General features: G+C 37.9%; 22 protein-coding genes and 2 tRNA genes. 11 read left to right on the forward strand and 13 right to left on the reverse strand.

All coding sequences use genetic code 11. From position 1 onward, the window contains the following. A partial coding sequence (locus tag QNI22_RS39515) for a T9SS type A sorting domain-containing protein (protein WP_314520102.1) occupies nt 1-371 on the forward strand: 371 nt, incomplete at its 5' end. 87 nt (nt 372-458) lie between these two features. Here QNI22_RS39515 and QNI22_RS39520 read toward each other — a convergent pair. From QNI22_RS39520 to QNI22_RS39545, 6 genes are all read right to left on the reverse strand, one after another. Continuing rightward, the gene (locus QNI22_RS39520; RefSeq protein WP_314520104.1) at nt 459-815 is read right to left on the reverse strand and encodes a carboxypeptidase regulatory-like domain-containing protein; all 357 of its coding nucleotides are present in this window, start codon (nt 813-815) and stop codon (nt 459-461) included. A gap of 59 nt (nt 816-874) precedes the next feature. Next, nucleotides 875-1,576, reverse strand: coding sequence for a methyltransferase domain-containing protein (locus QNI22_RS39525; protein WP_314520107.1), 702 nt, complete (start codon nt 1,574-1,576; stop codon nt 875-877). Between the two features lie 106 nt (nt 1,577-1,682). Next, a complete protein-coding gene (locus QNI22_RS39530; protein ID WP_314520109.1) occupies nt 1,683-2,783 on the reverse strand; it encodes a type III polyketide synthase in 1,101 nt (366 codons plus the stop codon). 159 nt (nt 2,784-2,942) lie between these two features. Beyond that, nucleotides 2,943-4,547 carry a hypothetical protein gene (locus tag QNI22_RS39535; protein WP_314520111.1) on the reverse strand — a complete coding sequence of 535 codons (1,605 nt, stop codon included), beginning with the start codon at nt 4,545-4,547 and terminating at the stop codon, nt 2,943-2,945. Nucleotides 4,548-4,687: 140 nt separating this feature from the next. Then, nucleotides 4,688-5,098: an EVE domain-containing protein gene (locus QNI22_RS39540; protein ID WP_314520113.1), complete on the reverse strand. Its 411-nt coding sequence runs from the start codon at nt 5,096-5,098 to the stop codon at nt 4,688-4,690. A 111-nt stretch (nt 5,099-5,209) separates the two neighbouring features. After that, entirely contained in the window at nt 5,210-5,695 is a 486-nt protein-coding gene (locus tag QNI22_RS39545; RefSeq protein ID WP_314520114.1) for a hypothetical protein, read from the reverse strand. 257 nt (nt 5,696-5,952) lie between these two features. Between QNI22_RS39545 and polX the strand changes: the two genes are divergently transcribed. Beyond that, the gene (gene polX, locus QNI22_RS39550) at nt 5,953-7,638 is read left to right on the forward strand and encodes a DNA polymerase/3'-5' exonuclease PolX (protein WP_314520117.1); all 1,686 of its coding nucleotides are present in this window, start codon (nt 5,953-5,955) and stop codon (nt 7,636-7,638) included. 49 nt (nt 7,639-7,687) lie between these two features. On the opposite strand, the gene QNI22_RS39555 is transcribed toward polX, so the two are convergent. Beyond that, nucleotides 7,688-8,425 (reverse strand): tetratricopeptide repeat protein, encoded by a 738-nt coding sequence (locus QNI22_RS39555; RefSeq protein WP_314520119.1) that lies wholly within the window; start codon nt 8,423-8,425, stop codon nt 7,688-7,690. 73 nt (nt 8,426-8,498) lie between these two features. Between QNI22_RS39555 and QNI22_RS39560 the strand changes: the two genes are divergently transcribed. Further along, nucleotides 8,499-8,571: transfer RNA gene (locus tag QNI22_RS39560), tRNA-Lys, on the forward strand. A gap of 176 nt (nt 8,572-8,747) precedes the next feature. After that, a tRNA-Lys gene (locus QNI22_RS39565) sits at nt 8,748-8,820 on the forward strand. 186 nt (nt 8,821-9,006) lie between these two features. Here QNI22_RS39565 and QNI22_RS39570 read toward each other — a convergent pair. After that, the gene (locus QNI22_RS39570; protein ID WP_314520120.1) at nt 9,007-10,056 is read right to left on the reverse strand and encodes a serine hydrolase domain-containing protein; all 1,050 of its coding nucleotides are present in this window, start codon (nt 10,054-10,056) and stop codon (nt 9,007-9,009) included. Between the two features lie 216 nt (nt 10,057-10,272). Here QNI22_RS39570 and QNI22_RS39575 point away from each other — a divergent pair, with 216 nt between their 5' ends. After that, a complete protein-coding gene (locus tag QNI22_RS39575; RefSeq protein ID WP_314520122.1) occupies nt 10,273-10,812 on the forward strand; it encodes a dihydrofolate reductase family protein in 540 nt (179 codons plus the stop codon). A gap of 125 nt (nt 10,813-10,937) precedes the next feature. Here QNI22_RS39575 and katG read toward each other — a convergent pair whose 3' ends face one another. Continuing rightward, nucleotides 10,938-13,211, reverse strand: coding sequence for a catalase/peroxidase HPI (gene katG / locus QNI22_RS39580; protein ID WP_314520123.1), 2,274 nt, complete (start codon nt 13,209-13,211; stop codon nt 10,938-10,940). 343 nt (nt 13,212-13,554) lie between these two features. Between katG and QNI22_RS39585 the strand changes: the two genes are divergently transcribed. Both QNI22_RS39585 and QNI22_RS39590 read left to right on the forward strand, forming a co-directional pair. Then, nucleotides 13,555-14,388, forward strand: coding sequence for an oxidoreductase (locus QNI22_RS39585; protein WP_314520124.1), 834 nt, complete (start codon nt 13,555-13,557; stop codon nt 14,386-14,388). Nucleotides 14,389-14,461: 73 nt separating this feature from the next. Next, nucleotides 14,462-15,370, forward strand: a complete 909-nt coding sequence (locus QNI22_RS39590) for a helix-turn-helix domain-containing protein (protein ID WP_314520125.1) — start codon at nt 14,462-14,464, stop codon at nt 15,368-15,370. A gap of 513 nt (nt 15,371-15,883) precedes the next feature. Here QNI22_RS39590 and QNI22_RS39595 read toward each other — a convergent pair. Then, nucleotides 15,884-16,114 (reverse strand): hypothetical protein, encoded by a 231-nt coding sequence (locus QNI22_RS39595; RefSeq protein WP_314520127.1) that lies wholly within the window; start codon nt 16,112-16,114, stop codon nt 15,884-15,886. A gap of 483 nt (nt 16,115-16,597) precedes the next feature. On the opposite strand from QNI22_RS39595, the gene QNI22_RS39600 reads away from it, so the two are divergent. Beyond that, on the forward strand, nt 16,598-18,223 hold the full coding sequence (locus QNI22_RS39600) for a sensor histidine kinase (protein ID WP_314520128.1): 1,626 nt from the start codon (nt 16,598-16,600) through the stop codon (nt 18,221-18,223). 19 nt (nt 18,224-18,242) lie between these two features. On the opposite strand, the gene QNI22_RS39605 is transcribed toward QNI22_RS39600, so the two are convergent. The 3 genes from QNI22_RS39605 to QNI22_RS39615 all read right to left on the reverse strand — a co-directional run bounded on the left by QNI22_RS39605 (nt 18,243) and on the right by QNI22_RS39615 (nt 21,108). After that, nucleotides 18,243-18,629, reverse strand: coding sequence for a hypothetical protein (locus QNI22_RS39605; protein WP_314520129.1), 387 nt, complete (start codon nt 18,627-18,629; stop codon nt 18,243-18,245). A gap of 338 nt (nt 18,630-18,967) precedes the next feature. Next, the gene (locus QNI22_RS39610) at nt 18,968-20,023 is read right to left on the reverse strand and encodes an Atu2307/SP_0267 family LLM class monooxygenase (RefSeq protein ID WP_314520130.1); all 1,056 of its coding nucleotides are present in this window, start codon (nt 20,021-20,023) and stop codon (nt 18,968-18,970) included. Between the two features lie 716 nt (nt 20,024-20,739). Continuing rightward, nucleotides 20,740-21,108 (reverse strand): DoxX family protein, encoded by a 369-nt coding sequence (locus QNI22_RS39615; protein WP_314520132.1) that lies wholly within the window; start codon nt 21,106-21,108, stop codon nt 20,740-20,742. Between the two features lie 120 nt (nt 21,109-21,228). Here QNI22_RS39615 and QNI22_RS39620 point away from each other — a divergent pair, with 120 nt between their 5' ends. From QNI22_RS39620 to QNI22_RS39630, 3 genes are read left to right on the forward strand one after another with little or no spacing between them, the layout of a single operon-like run. Then, the gene (locus QNI22_RS39620) at nt 21,229-21,636 is read left to right on the forward strand and encodes a winged helix-turn-helix transcriptional regulator (RefSeq protein WP_313988479.1); all 408 of its coding nucleotides are present in this window, start codon (nt 21,229-21,231) and stop codon (nt 21,634-21,636) included. Nucleotides 21,637-21,658: 22 nt separating this feature from the next. After that, nucleotides 21,659-22,354, forward strand: coding sequence for a hypothetical protein (locus QNI22_RS39625; protein WP_314520135.1), 696 nt, complete (start codon nt 21,659-21,661; stop codon nt 22,352-22,354). A 26-nt stretch (nt 22,355-22,380) separates the two neighbouring features. Continuing rightward, a complete protein-coding gene (locus QNI22_RS39630; RefSeq protein ID WP_314520137.1) occupies nt 22,381-22,686 on the forward strand; it encodes a hypothetical protein in 306 nt (101 codons plus the stop codon). The last annotated feature ends 80 nt before the right edge of the window (nt 22,687-22,766 follow it).

The raw sequence follows: 22,766 nt of genomic DNA on the forward strand, positions 1-22,766 counted from the left end.
TAACATATTCATTTTTGGATAGTTCACCACTATCAGGAGTAAATTATTATCGGTTGAATCAGATAGACAGAGATGGGAATGGTTCGTATTCAAAAGTAGTGACTGTGAAGATAGGTCAGAGCAGTGGAGGATATAACTTTGCTTTGTATCCCAATCCGTCAGATGGTCAGAGTTTGTATTTACATACAGATTACAGTGGAAAGGCGGTGTTGAATCTGTATACGATTCAGGGTGTATGTGTGAAGAGTATGGAGTTGGAAGTAGGTGGTGGAGAGACTTTGTTACCGGTAAGTGGTTTATCAGCAGGAGCTTATCTAATGCAGATCACCACTGACAAACAAGTGTCTCATCAGAAACTTATTATCAAGTAAGGAGTATTTAATAAATATATTCAATAAAAGAAAGACGCCCTATATATAATCATACAGGGCGTCTTTCTTTTAACAAAGTAAATATCATTATTCAATAATGATATTTACTTTGTTTACTGCTCCTGATTTTAATTCTTGGGTTTGTGTAGAACCGCCTGAATTATCCAGATCGCCTTTGCTAACAGAAACATAGTAAATCTTTGGTTCCAGACTTCTAAAGATAACAAACCCTTTATTACTGGTAGTCTGAGCTGCCGAAACAGGATTTTGTTCTTTTTCAAAGTCTTCCTGTGTTTTATATAATGTTACTTTAGCTCCTTCCTGAATATTTCCTGCATCATCCAGAACAGTCACACGTAAAGCTGTAGTTGTTATCTGTTTAGGTGTTGTAAACGCAAATGAAAGGAGAGTGAAAATAAATAATCCAAGTGCTGCTTTTTTCATAGGTCTAGAAGAATAAAAGAAAATAATAGAATAGATCGCTTTGTATACTACCATATATGTCAGGCAAAAATAACCAATCGCCAGCGAAAAGCCCAGCACCAGGTTAATTCATATTTTTTGATACCTGCCTGATTCAGGATCCTTTCCCAGTCAGAGCGAAGAAACCCCCTCTTAACGGATAACTTTGCATCATATCTGACCATCTCGGATCGTGAAAACCATCGGGTCAGCCATTTAATAGAGTGATAGGCAAACCAGTGGCGATGCAGATCGTTGATCACTATTCCTACGCGAACCTGTTGTTTGAGGTTACGAAAAAGTGAAATGAGTTGTTCATCTGTAAAATGATGACAAAACAAAGTACCCGTGACAATATCATACGATAGCTGCCTAAAGTCATCAGAGAAGACATCCAGATTGAGATAGGATATTTCTGGATAAGGAAATGTGTGTTTCTGGGCATACCCGACAATATACTCATTGGCGTCGATGCCTGTAAACTGAACAGGTTGTTGCCGTTTTCTTACCCATTGAGACATACATATAAGCATGTCGCCACCCCCACATCCGAGGTCTGCTATTTGTAGCGTTTTACTCGATGTATTATAATGCTGAAACAATTTTGTAAGACCTTGCAGAGTTACTTTATTACCTCCCAGCCACTTGTTGATAAACCTGAGTTCCCGAAGAGTCTGGTCCATAACTTCCCCACCCGTACTAAACTCGTCCATGATCTCTTTCTCATAACTGCGTGTTTTCATAAGTCATCTCCTTACATAAATAAAATAAGTATAGTAGCTCTATTTCGTATACTAACAGACTATTCTTTAGTGAATTTTTGACACATACAGCTGTCTGCTCAAGAGATTAGTGTACCTGTAACAACATTGATTCCAAGGTTAGGCCAGGGCCAAATGCAAAACTTAGTATCCGCTTGCCTTTGTCTGCAAGCTCTAATGTTCTTTGAATAGACTGAAGTACAAATAAGACAGTTGGAGATGACATATTCCCATAGTTACGAAGTATCTCATAGGCGTGGTAATTATCTTCAGGTGACAATGCGAGTTGCTTCTCTATAACTTCAAGAATTCGTTTTCCTCCTGGATGGATGGCAAAGAGTGAAATATTTTCTAATGAGACAGTGAGATTTCGGAAAAGATTTTCAGTAAGAACCTGAATACCTTGTTCAATCAGATCAGGTACATAGGCAGATAAAGTCATTTCAAACCCAAAGTTGGAAATATGCCATGCCATATCTTTTTTACCTACCGAAATGAGATCTCCATAGAAGGATTCCATATATAAGGATCCAGGAGTTGGAGTAGATTGTACCAGTACTGCTGCTGCACCATCTGCAAACAAAGCATTCGCCAGCAAATGATCATCCGTATTATGTTTTTGAAAATGAATGCTGCATAACTCTACACATACAATCAGCACTACCGCGTCTGGATTAGCCCTGCAGATATGGTCTGCTGTTTTCAGAGCTGGAAATGCAGCATAACATCCCATGAAGTTTATGGCAGTCCGTTGTACATTGGTAGGTAAGCCAACTTGTTCCACAATTTCAATATCAACACCGGGTGCATACATGCCTGTGCAACTAACTGTAATCAAATGTGTGACACGTTCTTTCGCAAAGCCAGGCATTTGTTCAAAACAGTTTTCAATGGCTTGAATACATAGTGGTGTTGCATTTTTGCGATATAATTCCATTCGCTGGTCAATGGCGGGGAATGGTTCCATCCCAGGATTATTACCATAAAATTCAAACTCGCCAGAGGTATGTGTGTAATCTGACAGAACAGTGTGTCGTGTATGTATCCCTGTAGCACGATACAATGCCCGTAACCGTCGGGATGCTTCCGAATCTATTTCCAGAGCATTGGACATAAAATCGGCTACCTGTAATTGAGTAATCTGATAAGGTGGAACAGCTGTACCTATGGCTGTAATATGGCTCTTCATGAATAGTGGATAAAACAAAAATCAAATATGTACAAATGAAAATACTTTTCGGGGCATTTTGTTCGAATAGTATAAAAAATCGTGCTGTCAGATAGTATGTACAATAAAAAACCCGTGAGATAAGCTCACGGGTAGCAAATAGCTGAATAATCTGGACTATTATAAATCAACTTTTTCCAGATAAAAGACTTCCCTGCGGCCTCGTGCTTGCGCATTTTCGTCGTTTCTGATACGTTGATATCCCCAGGCAAGGAAGTGATTTCCATACCAGTACTCAATGTCATCGGTAAGAGATCTTTTTATTTTATCTCCTGTATATTCCGTACTTAACTGTACAGACTCTTTTCCTTCCACTACTTCAGTACCACGAATCACCTTAGTCCGAAGCTTTCCCCCCTGATTGTAGGCAAGAGTAACCTGATCATTACTATCAAAATTAACTTTAACCTTCTCTTTTAATACAAAGGTTTTGACATCATTAATTTCAAAGCTATTATCCCAGAGTAGATTACCTTGTAAATCAAAGCCTGCAATGACTGCATGGGTATACACATATCCATCAAATACAGGATAGCTACGATACCCGGAATAAGGGCCGTAAGACCATGGACTCCCAAACCCGATACCGAACCCTCCCATTCCAAATCCACCTACCATAGGTGAGCCAAATCCACTATTGCTATTCCGATATTCCGGATAATATGCCTCGGCAATCATGATATATTGATTGTTTCGCTGAATGATATCGTGTACCAGCAAGCGATACTGCAATTTCAGATCTTTTCCTTTCTTTTTCTGTTTTTCAATTCGGGCCGCCATCTTTTCCTGCTGACGTCCACTCATGAATTTGAAAAAGTTTTTGAAGTCCGTAAAGCTATAATATCGGGTAAACTTTTCCTGGCCTTCTTGTAATTTGGTGATATACAGTCCTTGCGAGTAATCAGCTGTACCTGTAAAGACAGAGCCCTGCCCCATACCCCAATAGTTATAGGTTGAAGTCCTGCTATATACGGGTCCTTGCGTACCAAAAGTGCCTATGACCAGCTGGTTGGTACTATCAAGATTGGAAACTTTTCCTCCCAATAAGTCATATCGAATTTCTTTATCTGCTGTAAGAGTTACATTATGAAGAACATTACCTTCTGGAGAATATGTTTTGATAAAAACATTTTTATCCTTGCCTTTAGTGGTAACAAATACAGCATTGATAACTCCATGCAGACTATCTGCCTCTATGGATTGCAGATCAGTGCGTGCCCGGAATGCTGTTGGTAATACCTTGGTTTGGCGTTCAAGTAGGTTAATACGTACCAACACAGGCTCATTACGGGTTTTGCCTGCCATAAAGATGTTATTGTCAATAGCATCAAAGTCAATAATATCCAGACGGTCTATTGAGCTAAACTCATATTTAGCTGCAAATCCGGCACGTACATTTAGTTTTACTACCTGATAGATAGGCGTTTTGTAACGACTGAACAGAAGATATAAAGCTTTGTTTCTGTAAACATATCGGGTTAAGTCCAGTGAAGGATTTACCAGACAATCTACTGACCAATCCTGTTGCAGATCTGTGTTATACCGGGTAAATACATACTTGCCACGATCAACTTCTGAAAATAGCACAACTCCTTCTGACTCAACTGGGACAATGTGCATATTTTCTGCTTTTGTACGGGCTTGTATCTCTACTCTGCGTCCGCTTTGGGCATAGCTTACAACCACACAGAATGTGAGAAAAATTATAACAAACGATTTCTTCATAGGTGATAGGAACGATTTTTTATCTTGTAAGATACTAACGAATTTAAAGCAAAAATCGTGTCAGAGGAGTCAGAATAAGAAATAAATCCAGCTAAAAGTCATGTCCAGTCTGGATTTATCTGCAAATATCTATATTTTTTTCATTCTTTACTTCCTAAACCTACAATTATGTCAAACTCTTCAGCCTTAACAAGCATGACAGATAAGCGACTTTGACGAATCAATCCAATCTGGTTGAGGCGATCATCTTTTTTTATCTGCTCAAGCGTAACAGGTTTATCTAATTTTTGTTCTGGTTCCAGATCTACTACTACCCATGCTGGGTCCTCTGTAGTTGGATCTTGGTAGGCTTCACGTACTACTTTGGCAATGCCTACTATTTCTTTCCCCTCATTGCTATGGTAAAATAGTACTCGATCATCTATTTTCATGGCTTGCAAGTTATTGCGTGCCTGATAGTTGCGTACTCCATCCCAAAAAGTCCGCTTATCTTTTTCAAATTTTTCCCAAGGATATTTGACAGGTTCGGATTTGACGAGCCAATAGTTCATGCTAAGAATAAAGGTTGTATAATGGATTGCAAAAACAAAATCACGCAAATCTATGCAAAAAAGCCAGATCTGCGTGATTTTGTTGGATGATATCAATAGGATGGGAAATTATCAGATCTCTGATTTGCGTTTTACTTTCAGTATATCTTTACTTACAGAAATAACTTCAAGAAAGTATACGCCACTTTCAGCACCTTGTACTGTTACTTTCATAGTATTACCAAACTTAGTTCGTTCCCACTGACCCATTACTATCTTCTGTCCATCTGCGGGTCCAATATCAAACCGGACTACCATACCCTCTTTTTGAAATTTAATAGCTTTGCGTCCACGGGCAGGAGGGAACGCATATCCTTCCGGGCGGTAAACTTCTATCCCATCTCCTTTTTCATCTTCAAAGGAGTTTACCCATTTTTGATAGAGAGCTGTATTATTAACTGATGCAGATCCGGTAGATGTAGTAGTCTTGGCAGAAGAGGTACTCTTGGATGTTGAAGCTGTTGTTTTGGATTTCTTTGTTTTACTTTTGGGTTTAGTCTGTGAATAGGCAACAAGTGAAATCAATGTCAATAGTACAATGAGTGAAAGACGTTTCATAAAAACGAAGATGTTAAATGTGAAAATTATTATGTATAGATTTGAGGTAGTTACAAGTATAGATTATAGGCATGTAAAAACAGATCCATAACACTGTATCTGATTTCTATTTTCTTATTGGAAAACAGTGTGCAGAAATCTTCTTCTGCCTTATTTTTAAGGGAAAATAGGATAGGGTTTGTCTGAAATGATTCATAACCATTACTTAACTTACTGCCAATCTTCTTTTTGGTATCTGAATCTAAAAATAAATACAAATGGAAAACAATGAAATTATCCGGTTGTTTGAACTTACTACCAAATTGTTTGAACTATATGACGAAAATCCATTTAAAATACGGTCATACACCAATGCGATTCTGGCTCTTGAAAAAGTAAGCCAACCTTTAGGCGCACTCTCTGTTGAACAACTGACCCACATTGAAGGGATAGGTAAAAGCATTGCTGATAAAATATTTCTACTGAATACGGAAGGAACCTTTCCAGAGTTACAAAATCTGCTTGCTCAAACTCCTGAGGGAATAATTGATATATTGAATATCAAAGGGTTGGGGCCAAAAAAAGTGAAAATATTGTGGAAAGATCTCGGAATAGAGACCACAGATGCCCTTCTTCAGGCTTGTGAAGAAAACAAAGTAGCCACTTTGAAAGGATTTGGTGAGAAAACACAGGAGAATATCAGGCAAGCATTGCTTTTTCAACAAGCCAATACAGGTAAGATGCATTATGCTGATGCCGAAACATCCGTAGCTTTTCTGCTAAAGACATTCAGTGATTGGAATATAACAGCACAGCTAACCGGACAGATGGCCAGAAAGAGTGATGTGGTTGAAAAGATACAATTGGTAGTGGCGACGGATTCACCTGCCAGTGTTGAACAAAAGTTAGATCAGTTACCCGAACTGGAAAAATCCAGCAATTCAGGACCTTTTGCATGGCGGGGACACCTGGCTGCCAGCGGATTACCCATAGAAATACTTTTTGTGAAACCAACTGCATTTGTAAGCATTACATTTGTATACTCAGCCACTCCTGAGCACTCAGCACATATTACAGAACTAGGTAAAACATTATTTCAGGTTGCTGTAGGAAATTCTTATACAGATGAGAAACAGATTTATGAAAAAGCTGGATTGCCTTATATTATTCCAGAAATGAGAGAAGGATTGGATGAGTTTACCTGGATGAAGACTCATGCTGCAGAAGAGATTGTTGAGTTGAAGAACCTAAAGGGAACTTTACATAATCATAGTACATACAGTGATGGAAAACATACACTTGAAGAGATGGCAACCTATTGTCAGTCTATGGGATATGAATATCTTGGTATTTCAGATCACTCCAAATCCGCTTTTTACGCCAATGGATTACAGGAAGATCGTGTAGCACGTCAGCAGACTGAAATTGATGTGTTGAATGAAAAATTAGCTCCATTCCGGATCTTTAAAGGAATCGAGTCAGACATTCTGAATGATGGGTCGCTGGATTATGATCAAAGTGTGCTGAAGACTTTTGATTTCATTGTGGCATCCATTCACTCTAATCTTCGTATGGATGAGGATAAAGCAACTCAGAGACTGATTAAGGCTATTGAAAACCCCTATACAACTATATTGGGGCATCCTACCGGACGATTGCTTCTACGTCGTGAAGGCTACCCGATTGACCATAAGAAAGTGATTGATGCATGTGCTGCCAATGGTGTGATTATTGAGATCAATGCAAATCCCTGGCGACTGGACATTGACTGGCATTGGGTACCATATTGCATGGAAAAGGGAGTGATGATAAGCATCAACCCTGATGCACATGAAACTGCTGGATTGCATGATATGGCTTATGGAGTGCATTCTGCCCGTAAAGGGGGATTGTTGACTTCGATGACATTTAATGCACTGTCTTTGACTGATGTTGAGGCATACTTTCAGAAACGTCGTTCCTGATAAAGAACCTGTAGATACAGGAAGGTAGAAAAGTTGCTTTCCTGTATTCTTACTCTATCAACCACACATTCTGCTTGCGTATAAACGCTGGCTTGCCAGCCCACTCAGTCCGTATCCAGATATCCTGTTCGCCTTGAACATTGACACGATGTCCCTTACGAATAACCCGAACCAGCCTGGCTCCAGCAGATGGTGCATTCATCAGGTATGAATAGTCTTCAGATACAATAGCCTTGCGGTTATTAAATTGTAGATTAAAAATGGCTAGAATCGCTCCTAGAAAAAAGATTAGTGCCAGTCCATGTCGACCTGCGACAAATGTGCCTCTTATTTTTTTGCGAATCATCCCAGCCAGCATCCAGAGGCTAAGCAGACTTAAACCAAGTACCACAAACAAATAATAACGCTGGTAGAAAATCAGAAAGAAATCCCAGTCACTGTAGTCATATCCTATTAGGTTATTGCGCATGGCTATTTCGTTCATTTTTATAGCTGCCTGCTGACTAGGGTGACGCTGGTAGTACAAGTTAAGATAGTGCAAACTTCGGGTATAGTCTCCAAGACTTTCTGTAATAAATGCCATCTTTAACAACATTGCGGAAGATACTTCCTGTTGTTTTTGCATGATATCTTCATAGATAGCTAAGGCTTGAGTGTAGTTTTTTTTTGCAAAAAGGGAGTCACCTTGTTGGATACTAGAGACAGCTAATGCTTTTTGAGGAAATATATGGCTTATAATCAGCGCAATACAAATAAGTGTGATTTTTTTTGTGAGAGATGCTTGCATTGTGTTTCTGGAGTTCATACCTTTGCACCGCAATTTACGGAAAAGGGGTAAGAAAAAAAGTAAAAAAGTAAAAGATTCCGTAGCTCAGCTGGTAGAGCAATACACTTTTAATGTATGGGTCCTGGGTTCGAATCCCAGCGGGATCACAAGTAAAGTTGCCTGGAGCCTGCAAAAGACGCAGGTTTTTTAGTTTATCTGATTCAAGTGTTACTTGAACTGGGGAAGTAGTACGTCATTGGTTTGTTAAGAATCTAAGAATTGCATTTGGGCTATAAATAATAATGTAGTCTATTTGAAAGAAAGTGCTTGAAAGAAAGTGCCAGATTCCGTAGCTCAGCTGGTAGAGCAATACACTTTTAATGTATGGGTCCTGGGTTCGAATCCCAGCGGGATCACTAAAAAAGCTCTGAAGACATTGTTTTCAGAGCTTTTTTTATACCCTTCTTTAAAAGCAATATTTGTTTTATGGAGAAATTCTAACAGTACTATTTCTGGTTTGAAAATAACAAAAAAATAAATAGTATATACGTTCCAGCAGCAGACAAGGGTCGTTGTATATATGGTTCAAAAGAGCAACCTTGTTACTTGTTTTCTTGTTTAATTGCAGGAATAATATATTTCAGGATTATCTCGAAAGGAAGCTTACCTCTCCAGTTGCCATAATTGCTACCTGTAAACACCATTGTTAGATTATATTCTGGAAGCAACATCATATATTGTCCACCATTTCCAGAAGCAAATAAGATTTCCGTATTGATATCTTTGTATTTCAAATTCTCTCTGTACCAGAAGAACCCATAACGTGCACTTTCATATTTTGCGTTTGGGATTCTGGAATAGCGGGTAAATGAAAAATCAATGATAATGTGGCAATTTGTAGATAGCTTTATCCAGTCTGTGCTTATAATCTGTTTGCCTTTCCAATTCCCATTGTTTTGGACCAAATATATGATTTTGAGCATGTCTGTAGGCTTCATGTAAAAGGAGCCTGCGGTCATACCTTGGCCTTTGGGTGATATGGTCCATTTATAATCATTGATTCCTAAAGGTTGAAAAAGATTTACTTTTGCAAATTCCATAACGGTCATTCCACTAGCCCTTGCTATGATTTCTCCTACAAGCATGGGTTCATTGGAATTATAAGACCAGTTTAGTCCTGGCTCTCTAACTAAGTCAACTCCCAGGCAGTAGGATACCCAATCTTCGGTTTTAGACATTTCCTCTTCGCATTCCGGTCCCATACCATAAAACTCTTCGCAGTTTAATCCTGAGCGCATTTCTAATAGATTTCGAACACTGATATTGCGTTTGGCTTCGTTTTTAAGTTCAGGAAAAAAACGCCCTAGTTTGTCATCAAGTGAAATTAGTTTTTTGTCGATGGCAATTCCTGCCAAAAGACTTGTTATGGATTTAAAAGATGAGCGCATGTCGTGTTGACTGTCTTTTTTAAATTCATTAAAATATTCCTCTATAATAATCTTATCGCCATGTTCAACTACAATAGCATCAATCTTAGGGTATATTTTGCTGGCTATTTTGGCTTTTAACTCTTCAACGAGTGAATTATTTACTTGCTGTGCCTGGCAGTTTACAAATAGTAAAATCAAGACAGCAAAACATATAGGTTTCATAAAGTATGGCTATTATTGGTCGATTATAAAATGTGAAAGTCAAGGTTAGGTACTAAGAGGATGCAATTTGAATAAGATAGGTTGCATGATTTTCTGATATAATCTCAATAATCTTTCTATCCATTTGAGGAATATACACCTGTTATAGGTTTTGTTGTAACTTGTTGCAGAGTTACTTATTGATATTTTTATACTTCAATTTTAAAGAGGATTGTTATGAATAAAAGAAATCTTGTATTTATTGCCACAAGTATAGATGGATATATTGCAGACAAAGATGGTGGAATAGATTGGCTTCATTCAGTCCCTAATCCAGACAACGAAGGCATGGGATACAGTGAATTTATGTCTCGTATTGATGCGATTGTAATGGGACGTAAAACGTTTGAAGTAGTTTGTGGATTTGATATAGAGTGGCCTTATCAAAAGCCTGTTTTTGTTTTAAGTAACAGTATGGTAAGTGTCCCTAATAAATATAAGGATAAAGTGTCGTTAGTGAAGGGAGAATTGAGAGAGGTTTTAGGTGAAATTCATAGAAGAGGATTTTATACCCTATACATTGATGGTGGAGTAACAATTCAAAGCTTCTTAAAAGAAGATCTGATTGATGAAATGACAATCACGCTTATTCCTTATCTATTGGGTGGAGGTGTTCCATTATTCTCAGATCTTTCTGAACAGTTATCATTCAGATGTATTGATACAAAAATCTTTCTAAGTAAAGTTGTTCAGAATCATTTTTTGCGAGAAAGATAATGTGTTATGCGTGTAAGATAGTTCAAATGCTGGTTTTAAGGAAGGCAATAAAAAAGGGGCATCAAATCACGATACCCCCTTTTGGTTATTATTCATTAATAATGGATCACAAATTTGATTTACAATTAGGCCAAGTCAAATCTGTCCAGATACATCACTTTAGTCCAGGCTGCAACAAAGTCTTTTACAAACTTACCTTGAGCGTCTGCACTTCCGTATACTTCGGCGATAGCTCTCAGTTCAGAGTTAGAGCCGAATACCAGATCTGCACGGGTGGCAGTCCACTTCGGCTGACCAGTAGCACGACTGTTCCCTATATACAGTTCCTTATCTTCGGAGATGGCTTTCCATTCAGTACTCATATCGAGCAGGTTCACAAAGAAATCATTCGTAAGCTGACCTGGACGTGTAGTGAAAACACCATGTTTGGAGCCATCAAAGTTAGTGTTCAATGCACGCATACCACCTACTAACACTGTCAGTTCAGGTGCCGTAAGTGTAAGTAAATGTGCCTTATCTATCAATAATGCTTCAGTTGCTACAGAAGATTTTGATTTGCGATAGTTTCGGAATCCATCAGCACGAGGCTCCAGGTAACCGATTGATTCTACATCTGTTTGTTCCTGTGATGCATCCATACGACCTGGTGCAAAAGGAACAGTGATTGGCTGTCCGGCATCCTGTGCTGCTTTTTCAACTGCAGCACTACCTGCCAGTACAATTAAATCTGCCAGAGAAACTTTTTTATCTCCTGTTTGTGCACTATTGAATTCTTTTTGGATACCCTCCAGTTTACTTAATACTTTTTGCAACTGTGCCGGATTATTTACCTGCCAGTCTTTTTGTGGAGCCAGACGAATACGGGCACCGTTTGCACCACCACGCTTATCAGAACCACGGAAGGTAGAAGCTGAAGCCCATGCTGTGGAAACTAGTTCTGATATGGTTAATCCAGATGCTAATACTTTTGCTTTCAGGGCTGCAATATCATTCTCATCTATTAACGCATGATTAACAGCTGGGATAGGATCTTGCCAGATCAGCTCTTCCTGTGGTACTTCAGGACCTAAGTAGCGTGCACGAGGTCCCATATCACGATGTGTTAATTTAAACCATGCCCGGGCAAATGCATCTGCGAAAGCATCAGGATCGCTTAAAAAGCGACGGGAAATTTTTTCGTACTCTGGATCCAGCCGTAATGCGAGATCAGTTGTGAGCATAGTAGGACGATGTTTTTTTGAACCGTCATGTGCATCAGGAATAATACTGTCTGCATCTTTGGCCACCCATTGGTGGGCGCCACCAGGGCTTTTCGTTAATTCCCATTCAAATGCAAACAGGTTTTCAAAAAAGTTATTACTCCACTTAGTAGGAGAGATTGTCCAGGTTACTTCCAGACCGCTGGTAATGGTATGAGCGCCTTTTCCAGAACCAAAGCTGTTTGACCAACCAAAGCCTTGCAGTTCCAGATCGGCTGCTTCAGGCTCTTTGCCTACATGTTCAGAAGATGCTGCACCATGAGTTTTACCAAAGGTATGTCCTCCGGCAATAAGAGCTACAGTTTCTTCGTCATTCATCGCCATGCGGCCAAAGGTGACACGTATGTCATGTGCTGCTGCAATAGGATCAGGATTACCATCAGGCCCTTCTGGATTCACATAAATCAGACCCATATGGGCTGCAGCTAGCGGCTCCTCCAGATTACGGGAGTGAAAGTTTCCATCAGCATCTTCATCAGAAGGCAATACTCCATGATCCGATACACCTGTTACCCCTTTAGCATAACGGTTTTCGTTACCTAACCATGTAGTTTCAGATCCCCAATATACATCTTCACTTGGTTCCCATACATCTGGGCGTCCACCTGCAAAACCAAATGTTTTAAAGCCCATTGATTCAAGAGCTACATTACCTGTAAGGATCAGTAAGTCAGCCCAGGAAAGTTTGCGACCATATTTTTGCTTGATAGGCCAGAGAAGTCGGCGGGCTTTATCAAGACTTACGTTGTCTGGCCAACTATTAAGAGGTGCAAAACGTTGCTGTCCTTCACCTGCACCACCTCGTCCATCTGTTACACGATAAGTACCTGCACTGTGCCAGGCCATACGAATAAACAATGGTCCGTAATGCCCAAAGTCTGCTGGCCACCAGTCCTGTGAGTCAGTCATAAGTGCGTGGAGATCTTGTTTTACCGCTTCCAGATCCAGACTTTTGAATTCTTCAGCGTAATTAAAGTTTTCTCCCATTGGATCGGATAGAGAAGAATGCTGGCGCAGAATGTTTAGTTTTAATTGGTTTGGCCACCAGTCACGGTTTCTGGTTCCGCCACCTCCAATATTTTGTTTCATGCTACCATTGTGAAATGGACATTTGTCGATACCATTTGATTCTTTTTCCATCTTTGTAAGTTTAAGATTTATGTATTAGGTGAATGTCTTTTGTACTACAGTGGTAGTACAGGACTATAAAAGTATACTATTAGAAAATATAATCACAATCAATTGTTTCTATAATTTAATAGTTAAAATCTATTAGTTGAGTCTTTAGCTGATTTACCTAACTATATTGGAGAAGTTTGTTTACCATGGAGGCTAGTGAGCCAAAATTACACTTTGCCAGAAAATGCTTTTTTAAACTTCTCACTCCGAATTAAAAAATGGATACAAGAAAACCAAATCCGGATACATTTAAATGTAATTGGAATATGAACTTTGCATCATCATCTACTAAAAATTATTGACTATGAGCAAAGTTTGGTTTATCACAGGTGCATCCAGAGGTATTGGAGCAGAAATTGTAAAAGTAGCATTAGCAACAGGAAACAAAGTAGTTGCCACTGGACGTAATACAGAAACAATTACAAATACATTTGGCAATTCAGAAAATTTTCTTGCTTTAAGACTTGATGTTACAAAAGAAGAGGATGCTGCTAAGGCTGTACAAGCAGCAGTTGATAGGTTTGGGCGAATTGATGTATTGGTCAATAATGCTGGGTATGCATTGTTTGGGGCTGTGGAAGAATTAAGTGATGAAGAAGTAAAAAAGCAATTTGACACAAATGTATTTGGATTGCTTAATGTGACAAGAGCTGTTTTACCAGTTATGCGTAAACAAAGGTTCGGACATATCTTCAATATTTCTTCTACAAGCGGTTTGGTTGGTTTTGCCGCTTCATCAGCATATTGTGCAACAAAGTTTGCTGTAGAAGGTATTAGTGAGAGCTTGTATCATGAAGTACAGCCACTGGGTATCAAAGTTACTATTATTGAACCAGGTGCATTTCGTTCAGGTTTTTTGAGCACGGAATCTTCTGTTTCTTCCATAATGAATATTGATGATTATAAGGGAACAGCAGGAATAGTTCGTGAGTATATTAGACAACTAAATAATGCCCAACCGGGTAATCCTGTGAAACTTGCTGCTGCATTATTGACTCTGGCTGATGAAACGCATCCTCCGCTAAGATTTGTAGCAGGTACAGATGCTGTTGCTCTTATGGATACATTGTATGAATCCAGAATGAAAGAGTATCAGCAATGGCGTTCATTGTCTGCCTCATTAGGATATGATAGTTAGTAATCTACTTAGAAGAGTGAGTGTGCTTAATTTTAGCTGTTTTTATTTCTCTGGTTTGAAAATGGATGAAGAGATGAATGAAATACATACAATACATTCGGTTGCGGAAGCCCATCGTTTTTTCGGATTACCAAAACCTATGCATCCCTTGGTCAGTGTTATAAAATTTGAGAATGTTAATTTTACTGTAAGCAATATGTGGAAACGTTTTACTAACAATTTATACACAATTGCTATTAAAAAGGGAAGTAACGGAAAAATGAAGTATGGGCAGAGTATGTATGATTTTGATGAAGGCATTATGACACTGACAGGTCCCAGACAAGTATTCTCTATTAGAGATATACAGGATATAGTGGTTTCAGGCTATCTGCTTACTTTTCATCCGGATTTTATTCAAGCCTATCCATTGGCAAAAATTATTAATAAGTATGGTTTCTTTTCATATGCTACTAATGAAGCTTTGTTTCTTTCAGATAAAGAAGAGCAAATCATTCTGGATTTGATGAAGGCTATCGAGCAAGAGTACAATGCCAATATTGATAAGTTTAGTCAGGATGTAATGGTGGCTAATATTGATTTACTCTTAATCCATGTAGACAGGTATTACAATCGTCAGTTTATCACCCGAAAAAATCTGCATAACGATATTTTATCCAGAATCGATAGTTTATTAGACGACTACCTTACTAACGAGTCAAAAGAACACAATGGCTTGCCTACTGTACAGTTTTTAGCTGATAACTTGGCTGTATCTCCTACTCATCTCAGCGATTTGCTAAAAAATGCTACAGGACTTACTAGTTTACAATATATCCATATGAAATTGATTGACAAAGCGAAGGAATTGCTTGCTACTACTAATCTTTCTGTTAGTGAAATAGCCTTTCAGTTAGGATTTGAATATGCGCAGTCCTTTAATAAACTATTCAAGAATAAGACCAAAGTGACACCGCTCGAATTCAGACAATCTTTTAACTAGGCTCTCATGCTTACCAATACACAGATGTTTGTTTTAAAGGTTAGTTCTCTTGAATAAAACCTGCCGGCTATGTATTGTAAATATCTCCTGTAACTTTCTTTTAATTATAGGGGAAGTGATCTTTTGTAATTGTCTGTTTTAATGTGGTAGTCATTCTCTGTAGTATAAAATGTAATAGAAACCAAAAGATTAGGGTCTTGAAATGTGGGTAGTCTAGGAAAATCATTTGGTGTAGTTTCGCTTACCTTAGAGAAGGTATATTACTAGCTATCAACTCAAGAAATGGCAAGCATTGCGTGTTTGAATACTTTTATTAATTCTGGAAGGCATGTATTGGCAATATAATAATCTATAATAGCTAGCTTGTGGACTGTGATAAGACTGGCTGAATCAATTCCTATAATAGTGCTGAACAGTTGATCTCCTATCTATAAAGGTCTGAGCAGATGAACATTATCTGAATTGATCATCATTGCGTCAGTGCCTGGCCCGAATTTTTCCAACTATTGCCTGTCATGTAGAAATCGTTAAGAAAGTTAACCGTTTTTGCATGTCAGAAAATCCTCTTAACCATACAAACTGATCAGGCTGATCTACTACTATAAATTCTCCTGGTATATACTCATCTAATTGTTGCATTTTTTCTACAAAGTGTGTATCAAAATATTCTACAAAACGATTTATTGTATTTGGCTTGAGTAGATAGTTTCGAATTTCAAGCACTTTTATTAACTGATTTGTCATAAGAATTTAGATTGAAATTACTTCTCATTTTGTGGGAAGATGCAGGAAGACAAAGAAGATACATAAGAAATATTCGATAATATACAAAAAAGTATAAGGATAAGATATCTCATCTTCAATTAGATATCTTAGTTAATAATGAAAAATAGGTACTAGGATACTATTTTAAAAATATCAAATTCCTGTAGAATATGTACATGTAACACATGAGATAAAGAGATGTCTGGTATAAATATTGTGTTTTAGCTGTGGATTATATAAACAAATTTATATGATGTTGCTGGATTTTGTAATAGATAGTTTGTATACTTGATGCCTAACGTACTTGAATCTCTATAGAATGCTGTTACTATCCTATAGATATACAATAATGCTATATAACCAACCTATTTTTCGGAATAATTTTTGGCTGTCCTATTGCCTTTCAAACCATTTACATGCACCAAATAGAATATCGGTTTTGAGCTTTTCTACTAATTGTGAATGATTGCATTTTCTAATACATTCCGAATCATTCTGATAATCACCTTGTCAGTAGTGTTGGGAATAGGTGTGCTTGCTTATTTCCGCTTTCAGTCCTATCGTGAACAAACAGGATGGGTGATCCATACTCATCATGTTATTGAGACTGGTGAAAGGATGTTTTCATGTCTGAAAGATATTCAGATTGGTCAACGGGGATATCTGCTCGGTGGAGATACATACTTTCTAACTCCCTATCATCAGGCAATGGATTCTCTGCCTGTGAAGCTAATAGAACTGACATCTTTGACCCGTGATAATAGTACGCAACAGAAGCGAATTGCTACGTTACAATCTATTATAAAGCCAATGCTTGCAGACATTGAACGCAGTATAAATGATAAGAGAGAAGGAAACACTCAGAATGTAGAACTTTATCTGGCCGCTGGACTTAGTAAGCCACAAATGGATAAAGTAAGATTGTATGTTTCTATTATTCTGGAAGAGGAGCGGCAATTATTAGCAAAACGCATGCAACTTCAGCGTCAGGAAAGCCACTATACAGAATGGGTGATTTATATAATCATAGGATGTTTTATTACCTATATGTTATTTACATTCTGGCAGATTCGTCGGCAGTTGATTGCAAAGTACCATGCCTCTCAGGAATTGCATAGACTTAATCATGAATTAGGAGCTGCCAATGAAGAATTAGCGGCTGCTAATGAGGAGATGGCGGCCGCTAATGAGGAAATGGTAGCTATGAATGAAGAACTGACCTCTACAAATGAACAACTAATCGTCAATAGCAATACTTTACTGGCAACTAATCAGGAGTTAAATCAACTCAAAAACGAATTACAGGATCGGGTTGCAGAACGCACGCGTGTATTGGAACAAACTCTACTGGAGTTAAAGGAACGCAATCACGAACTGGATAACTATGTATACAAAGTATCACATGATCTGAGAGCACCTTTGGCTTCTATATTGGGATTACTACAGTTAGTAGATATGGAGATGGTTAACAAAGTTCCTTCCGTAGAACAGATAAAGACATACATGGAACTGATACAGAACCGGGTACATAAAGCGGATCAGTTTGTACAATCTGTACTGATGCATTCCAAATCACTCAATCTTACTATACAACCTAAAACAATCGATTTTTTAGATTTGATTCGTGAAAGCTATAGTGAACTACAGTATATGAAAAATGCCACCACGATTGATTTGCAGATAGAGATTGATGAAGATGCTGTATTTCAGTCAGATGAATTGTTTATTGGAGCGGTTATAAAAAATTTCCTTTCCAATGCTATTAAATACCAGGATACTGCCAAGTCGCATGCATATGTAAGATTTGAGATACAGACAAATGCCAGGGAAGCAATTATTCATATTAAAGACAATGGTATTGGTATTGAAGATCAATATCAGAGCCAGATTTTTAATATGTTTTTTAGAGCAACTGCACAATCAGATGGTTCAGGGTTAGGATTATATATAGTACGTCAGATTATAACCCGACTGGGTGGGTCCCTAAAAATGGAGAGTCGTTGGGGTAAAGGGACTATGTTTACAATTACTTTGCCTAATCTTCGGCAGGACATGACCGTAAAAACAGAGTTGGAACATACCGAATGACTAGCTGATTATTAGTTCACTAGGTAAACGCAGGTAACTTTTTCAAAAGATTAAGCAGCGCTTCTGTCGTAGTCGGTTTCTGGAAGAATGTAGTTGTACCACCCAGTATCAGTGCATTGGTTGTAGCTAAACTGGCATTTGGGCAGAAACCAACTATAGGAAGTAATTCTCCTGACTGCAACAACCGTAATTGCCTGAGAAGATCCAGGCTTTCTCCTTCTGACATTTCACTATCCAAAAGAAGTAATGAAACAGTATTTTCCTGTTCCAGAAAACGCAATAACTCTTCCTTTTCCATGAAAATGTAGTATGTCCAGTTGGGAAAGTTTTGTTGTAAGATGGATTGTAAAGTAGCGATCTCGTCTTTATTACTTTTCAGAACCAATAAACGAAAAGAGGAGGGCATTTAGTTTATAAATAGACTTTACGTGTAGCAGGACCTTGACTGTATGAAGAATAGCTGAGTGGCTGCTAAGGTACATAAAATTAATCATACATGGTTTAGTGGTCAATGCAGGAGGTTATATGTTTGTTACTGTCTTACTAATAAATTATAAGTAAATATTTTCAGCTAGCAAAGGGATATATGTTAGATTTGGGAATATTTATTTTGCCCTGCTGCAACAAGTGAAAAGTAGGACTTGAATACTATATAGTTGATAATGTGTATTATACAAATAAATCACTGTCGTATTTTTAATAATGTGACAGTGATTTATGCATTAAAGTAGACTCACCACTTCTTTATTTTTCCTGCAGTTCAGAGGTAACACCTAACTCTTTTCGTATAACTGGAGCTACTTCGGTTCCTAATAACTCAATAGACCGCAGAATCTTTTCATGAGGTAATGCTCCTTTAATGATCTGACCCAGAAATCGGGTATTGTTAAATAACTTGTGCTGATAACGTAGTTTATTGATAATATCCTGTACACTACCTACAAACAGTGGCCCGTCTGGAGAACGTAGAAATTCGAATTGCTGACGTGTCATAGGTGACCAACCTCTTTCGCGCCCAACCCGATTCATGAGCAATTCGTAAGAAGGATAAAATTCACTGGCAGCTGTCTGCGAATCTTCAGCAATGTAAAACTGGGAATTAATAGCCAGTTGTAGTTGATCTATATTGTGTCCTGCTTCTTTTGCTGACTGCCGATAGAGGTTGACAAATGGAACAAACTGAGCTGGCATACCTCCCAGAATAGCTACTGTCATGGGTAGGTTCATCTTGCCAGCACGCACAGCAGAAGCCGGAGTACCACCAACTGCAATCCATATAGGTAATGCTTGCTGATAAGGTCTCGGATATACACCTAGATTTTGAATAGATGCACGATGTTTGCCTTTCCAGCTTATTTTTTCATTTTCGTTGATCTGTACCAGCAATTCCAGCTTTTCCGCAAATAACTCATCATAATCATTCAGGCTATAACCAAAAAGTGGGAAAGACTCAATAAAAGAGCCACGACCTGCCATGATCTCCGCACGACCATTGGAAAGAAGGTCTACAGTGGCAAAGTTCTGAAATACTCGTACCGGATCGGCAGAACTCAACACGGTAACAGAACTGGATAAACGGATATTTTTGGTCACAGCAGCAATGGCTCCCAGTGTTACTTCCGGAGCAGAGATAATGAAGTCGGAGCGGTGATGTTCACCTACAGCAAATACGTCCAGTCCGATTGCATCTGCCAGCTTAGCCTCTAGCAGCAACTCCTGCATGCGTTGATGTGCCTTCACTGCATGGCCGGATACGTTCTCATATGCTACTTCACCAAATGTACTTATTCCTAATTGCATGGTATGTCTTTGTTAGTATTATGGTATGTCTTTTATTATAGAGGGTAACCCAATCTGATGTAAAAGAATTCCGAAACTGAAAAGCTATATAGAGGATATTATAGAATAATCTGTATTTTAATTGTGTGTAAATAGTATAGGCGGACTATTTTTTTATGGTGGGAATGTATTGATTAAATAACAGTTTTTTTGTTGGTAGAGAGTGGGTTTTGAGTCTTGTTTGTTCTGGGATAGGTAGGGTATAGGATAAGTTTTATCATATATTTTGTTTTTAGATGCTTACTTTGTTATTTTTGTTTGCATTTTTTTTTCTCATATATTCATCTTACATCTCTTCTGTATTTAATTCCTGTAAACACCGAAAATGTAACGTGTCAGTGTATAGCTTGTAACAGTTAACTGGCTGGCACAGAAGAGAAGATACTATCAGCAGATCTGTTGCCACCATAACTAATTGCACTGCTGACCAATAACACTGAATTTATTTATATGGATTTATTAAAAGAGAGGGTTTCTATTTAATCGTTAACGAAACTACAAAAGCCGACTTTTATAAGGTCGGCTTTTGTTTGTTGAAAAGCAATAGATTAAATGTGTGTCTATTCAAGTGTTCGGAAATGGCTAGCTACTTGAGCCAGGCAAAAACAACAAAACCCGGACAGATGTGATATGAGATTCCATTAATAGTAATTGCATTATAATTGACTTTGGGTGATTTATGAATTCGATGGTTCTGGAGAAGGTAAAAATACGGATGAATCTCTCAAAAATGTCGCTATCCAAACCAGTATCAGAGGCATCATGGCATTGACAAGCGGACCATTGTGGGAGAGTTCGGTGGCAATGGCTCCTGCAAAATAACAAGTCAGCAAAATAAAGCCGATTTTCATCGTTTTAGGATAGATAAACAAAGCTGTAAATGCGATCTCCATGATACCCAGTAAGGTAATATATTGACCTACACCTACTTTGTTCATAACATCTACAATAGACTGGTTTTTAGTTAGCTTCATAATCCCGCTTAAGATAACCATCAGACTTGCTAGTGCTGTCACAACCAGGGTAATAATTTTTCTGATTTTCATATTCTTGGGTTTTTGTTATGCAGCAAAATTATGCATATTTGCTATCCAAATGTAAGTAGTATACAAAAGGTTAGTAGTAACCTTTAGGTTAGTGGTTTAGAAATTAAATAACTTGAGAATATGGAAACAAGAAAAATAAAACATGCCCATCACGACACTACACAGTGTTATTCTCGCCTCAATGCCATCGGAGACGCCTTGTATGTACTGGGAGGCAAATGGAAACTGCGTATCATTATGGCATTGTCGGAAGGCAACCTGCGATTCAATGAATTACAGCGACTAGTAAAAGGCATTTCTCCACGTGTACTTTCCAATGAACTGAAAGAACTGGAATTGAATGGTTTTGTAAAACGTCACATTCATACAGAAGGAACCGTGTTAGTAGAGTATGAACTCACTGAATATAGTGACACACTGGGGGACGTATTATATGCACTAAGCGAGTGGGGAATGATGCATCGCGAAAATATTCGCAAGCAGATGAGAACAGGAGATGTAGTACCTGCAGGTGAAGCGGTGGAATAGATTTTACCACTCAAGTATAAAAATGAAACTAATTTTGATTAAGTTTTCCATACTTCTCCTTCTTACTAGCCTGAGTCTGGTATCTCAGGCCGGTAAGAATATAATATCTATTGAACAACACTGGGTATCTACCACTTATCGCAAATGTCTGGCAACAAAGTTACCCTGTGATTGCTCTACTCGTCCTGATAGATACTTATCTATTAATATAGATACAGTTCATGATGAGTGTATCATTCTTCCAGTAGAATCCAATGAGACATATCTCTTTGACCTTCAAAAAAGCGCTTCTAATGAATATATTGTTATAGGAAAATCAAATGATTCAATTCGAAATTTGGGATCTATAAGGTACATAGATAAACACCTACAGTTTACAGCAACACATATTGTTACTACCTTTGTACAATATGTAGAGAATGGGATAGATAATTACTCAGATCAATGGTATGAAAGATATAATATTACCCTGATCAACGGAGCATTACAACAAAGAAACTATCCCTCAATGGAAGCTATTTTAAATAGAGATTCATTGTATTGTACCTGTAACTGGGAGCTAGGAGTTAACCTGGTAGGTTCTAGACAAAAAAACGAATCATGGATTCTTGAACAAAAAGGTACAAACCTTTACGTATATGAATACACCAATGTAAATGAAGATAAGTCGTTCCCCGTTGTTATCAAGAAAAAGAAAATAGCAAAGTATAAGGTGTAACAGAAATATTATAATTTTTATCAGGTATGTCTTTCGAATATACGGCTATTTTCTCAGAAGAGAGCAAATTGTCTGATATAGTCTATCAACTCCAATTGCAAAATCCTTATTATACAATACTAGATCTTCAGATAAATACGGAGTCATTATCATGTAAAATACTAATTAATGAGTTAGATAAGCAAAGGATCTGGGGTGAAGATGCTATTCTTACAATTAATGGAAGCAGTGTTTATCTTATAATCCATGTAGGTCCACGTCAGAAACTTGTAAAGTTTGTGGAGAGTATTTTTGAAAATGAGGGTATCATTATAACTTTTAAGGAGGAATAATATCCATATTTTATCATATCAGCAATGATTTCGTTAGCCTATTTATACTTATAGTGCTAAAGTTCTGGAATAAAAATTAG

This window comes from Xanthocytophaga agilis (assembly GCF_030068605.1).
Lineage (GTDB): Bacteria > Bacteroidota > Bacteroidia > Cytophagales > 172606-1 > Xanthocytophaga > Xanthocytophaga agilis.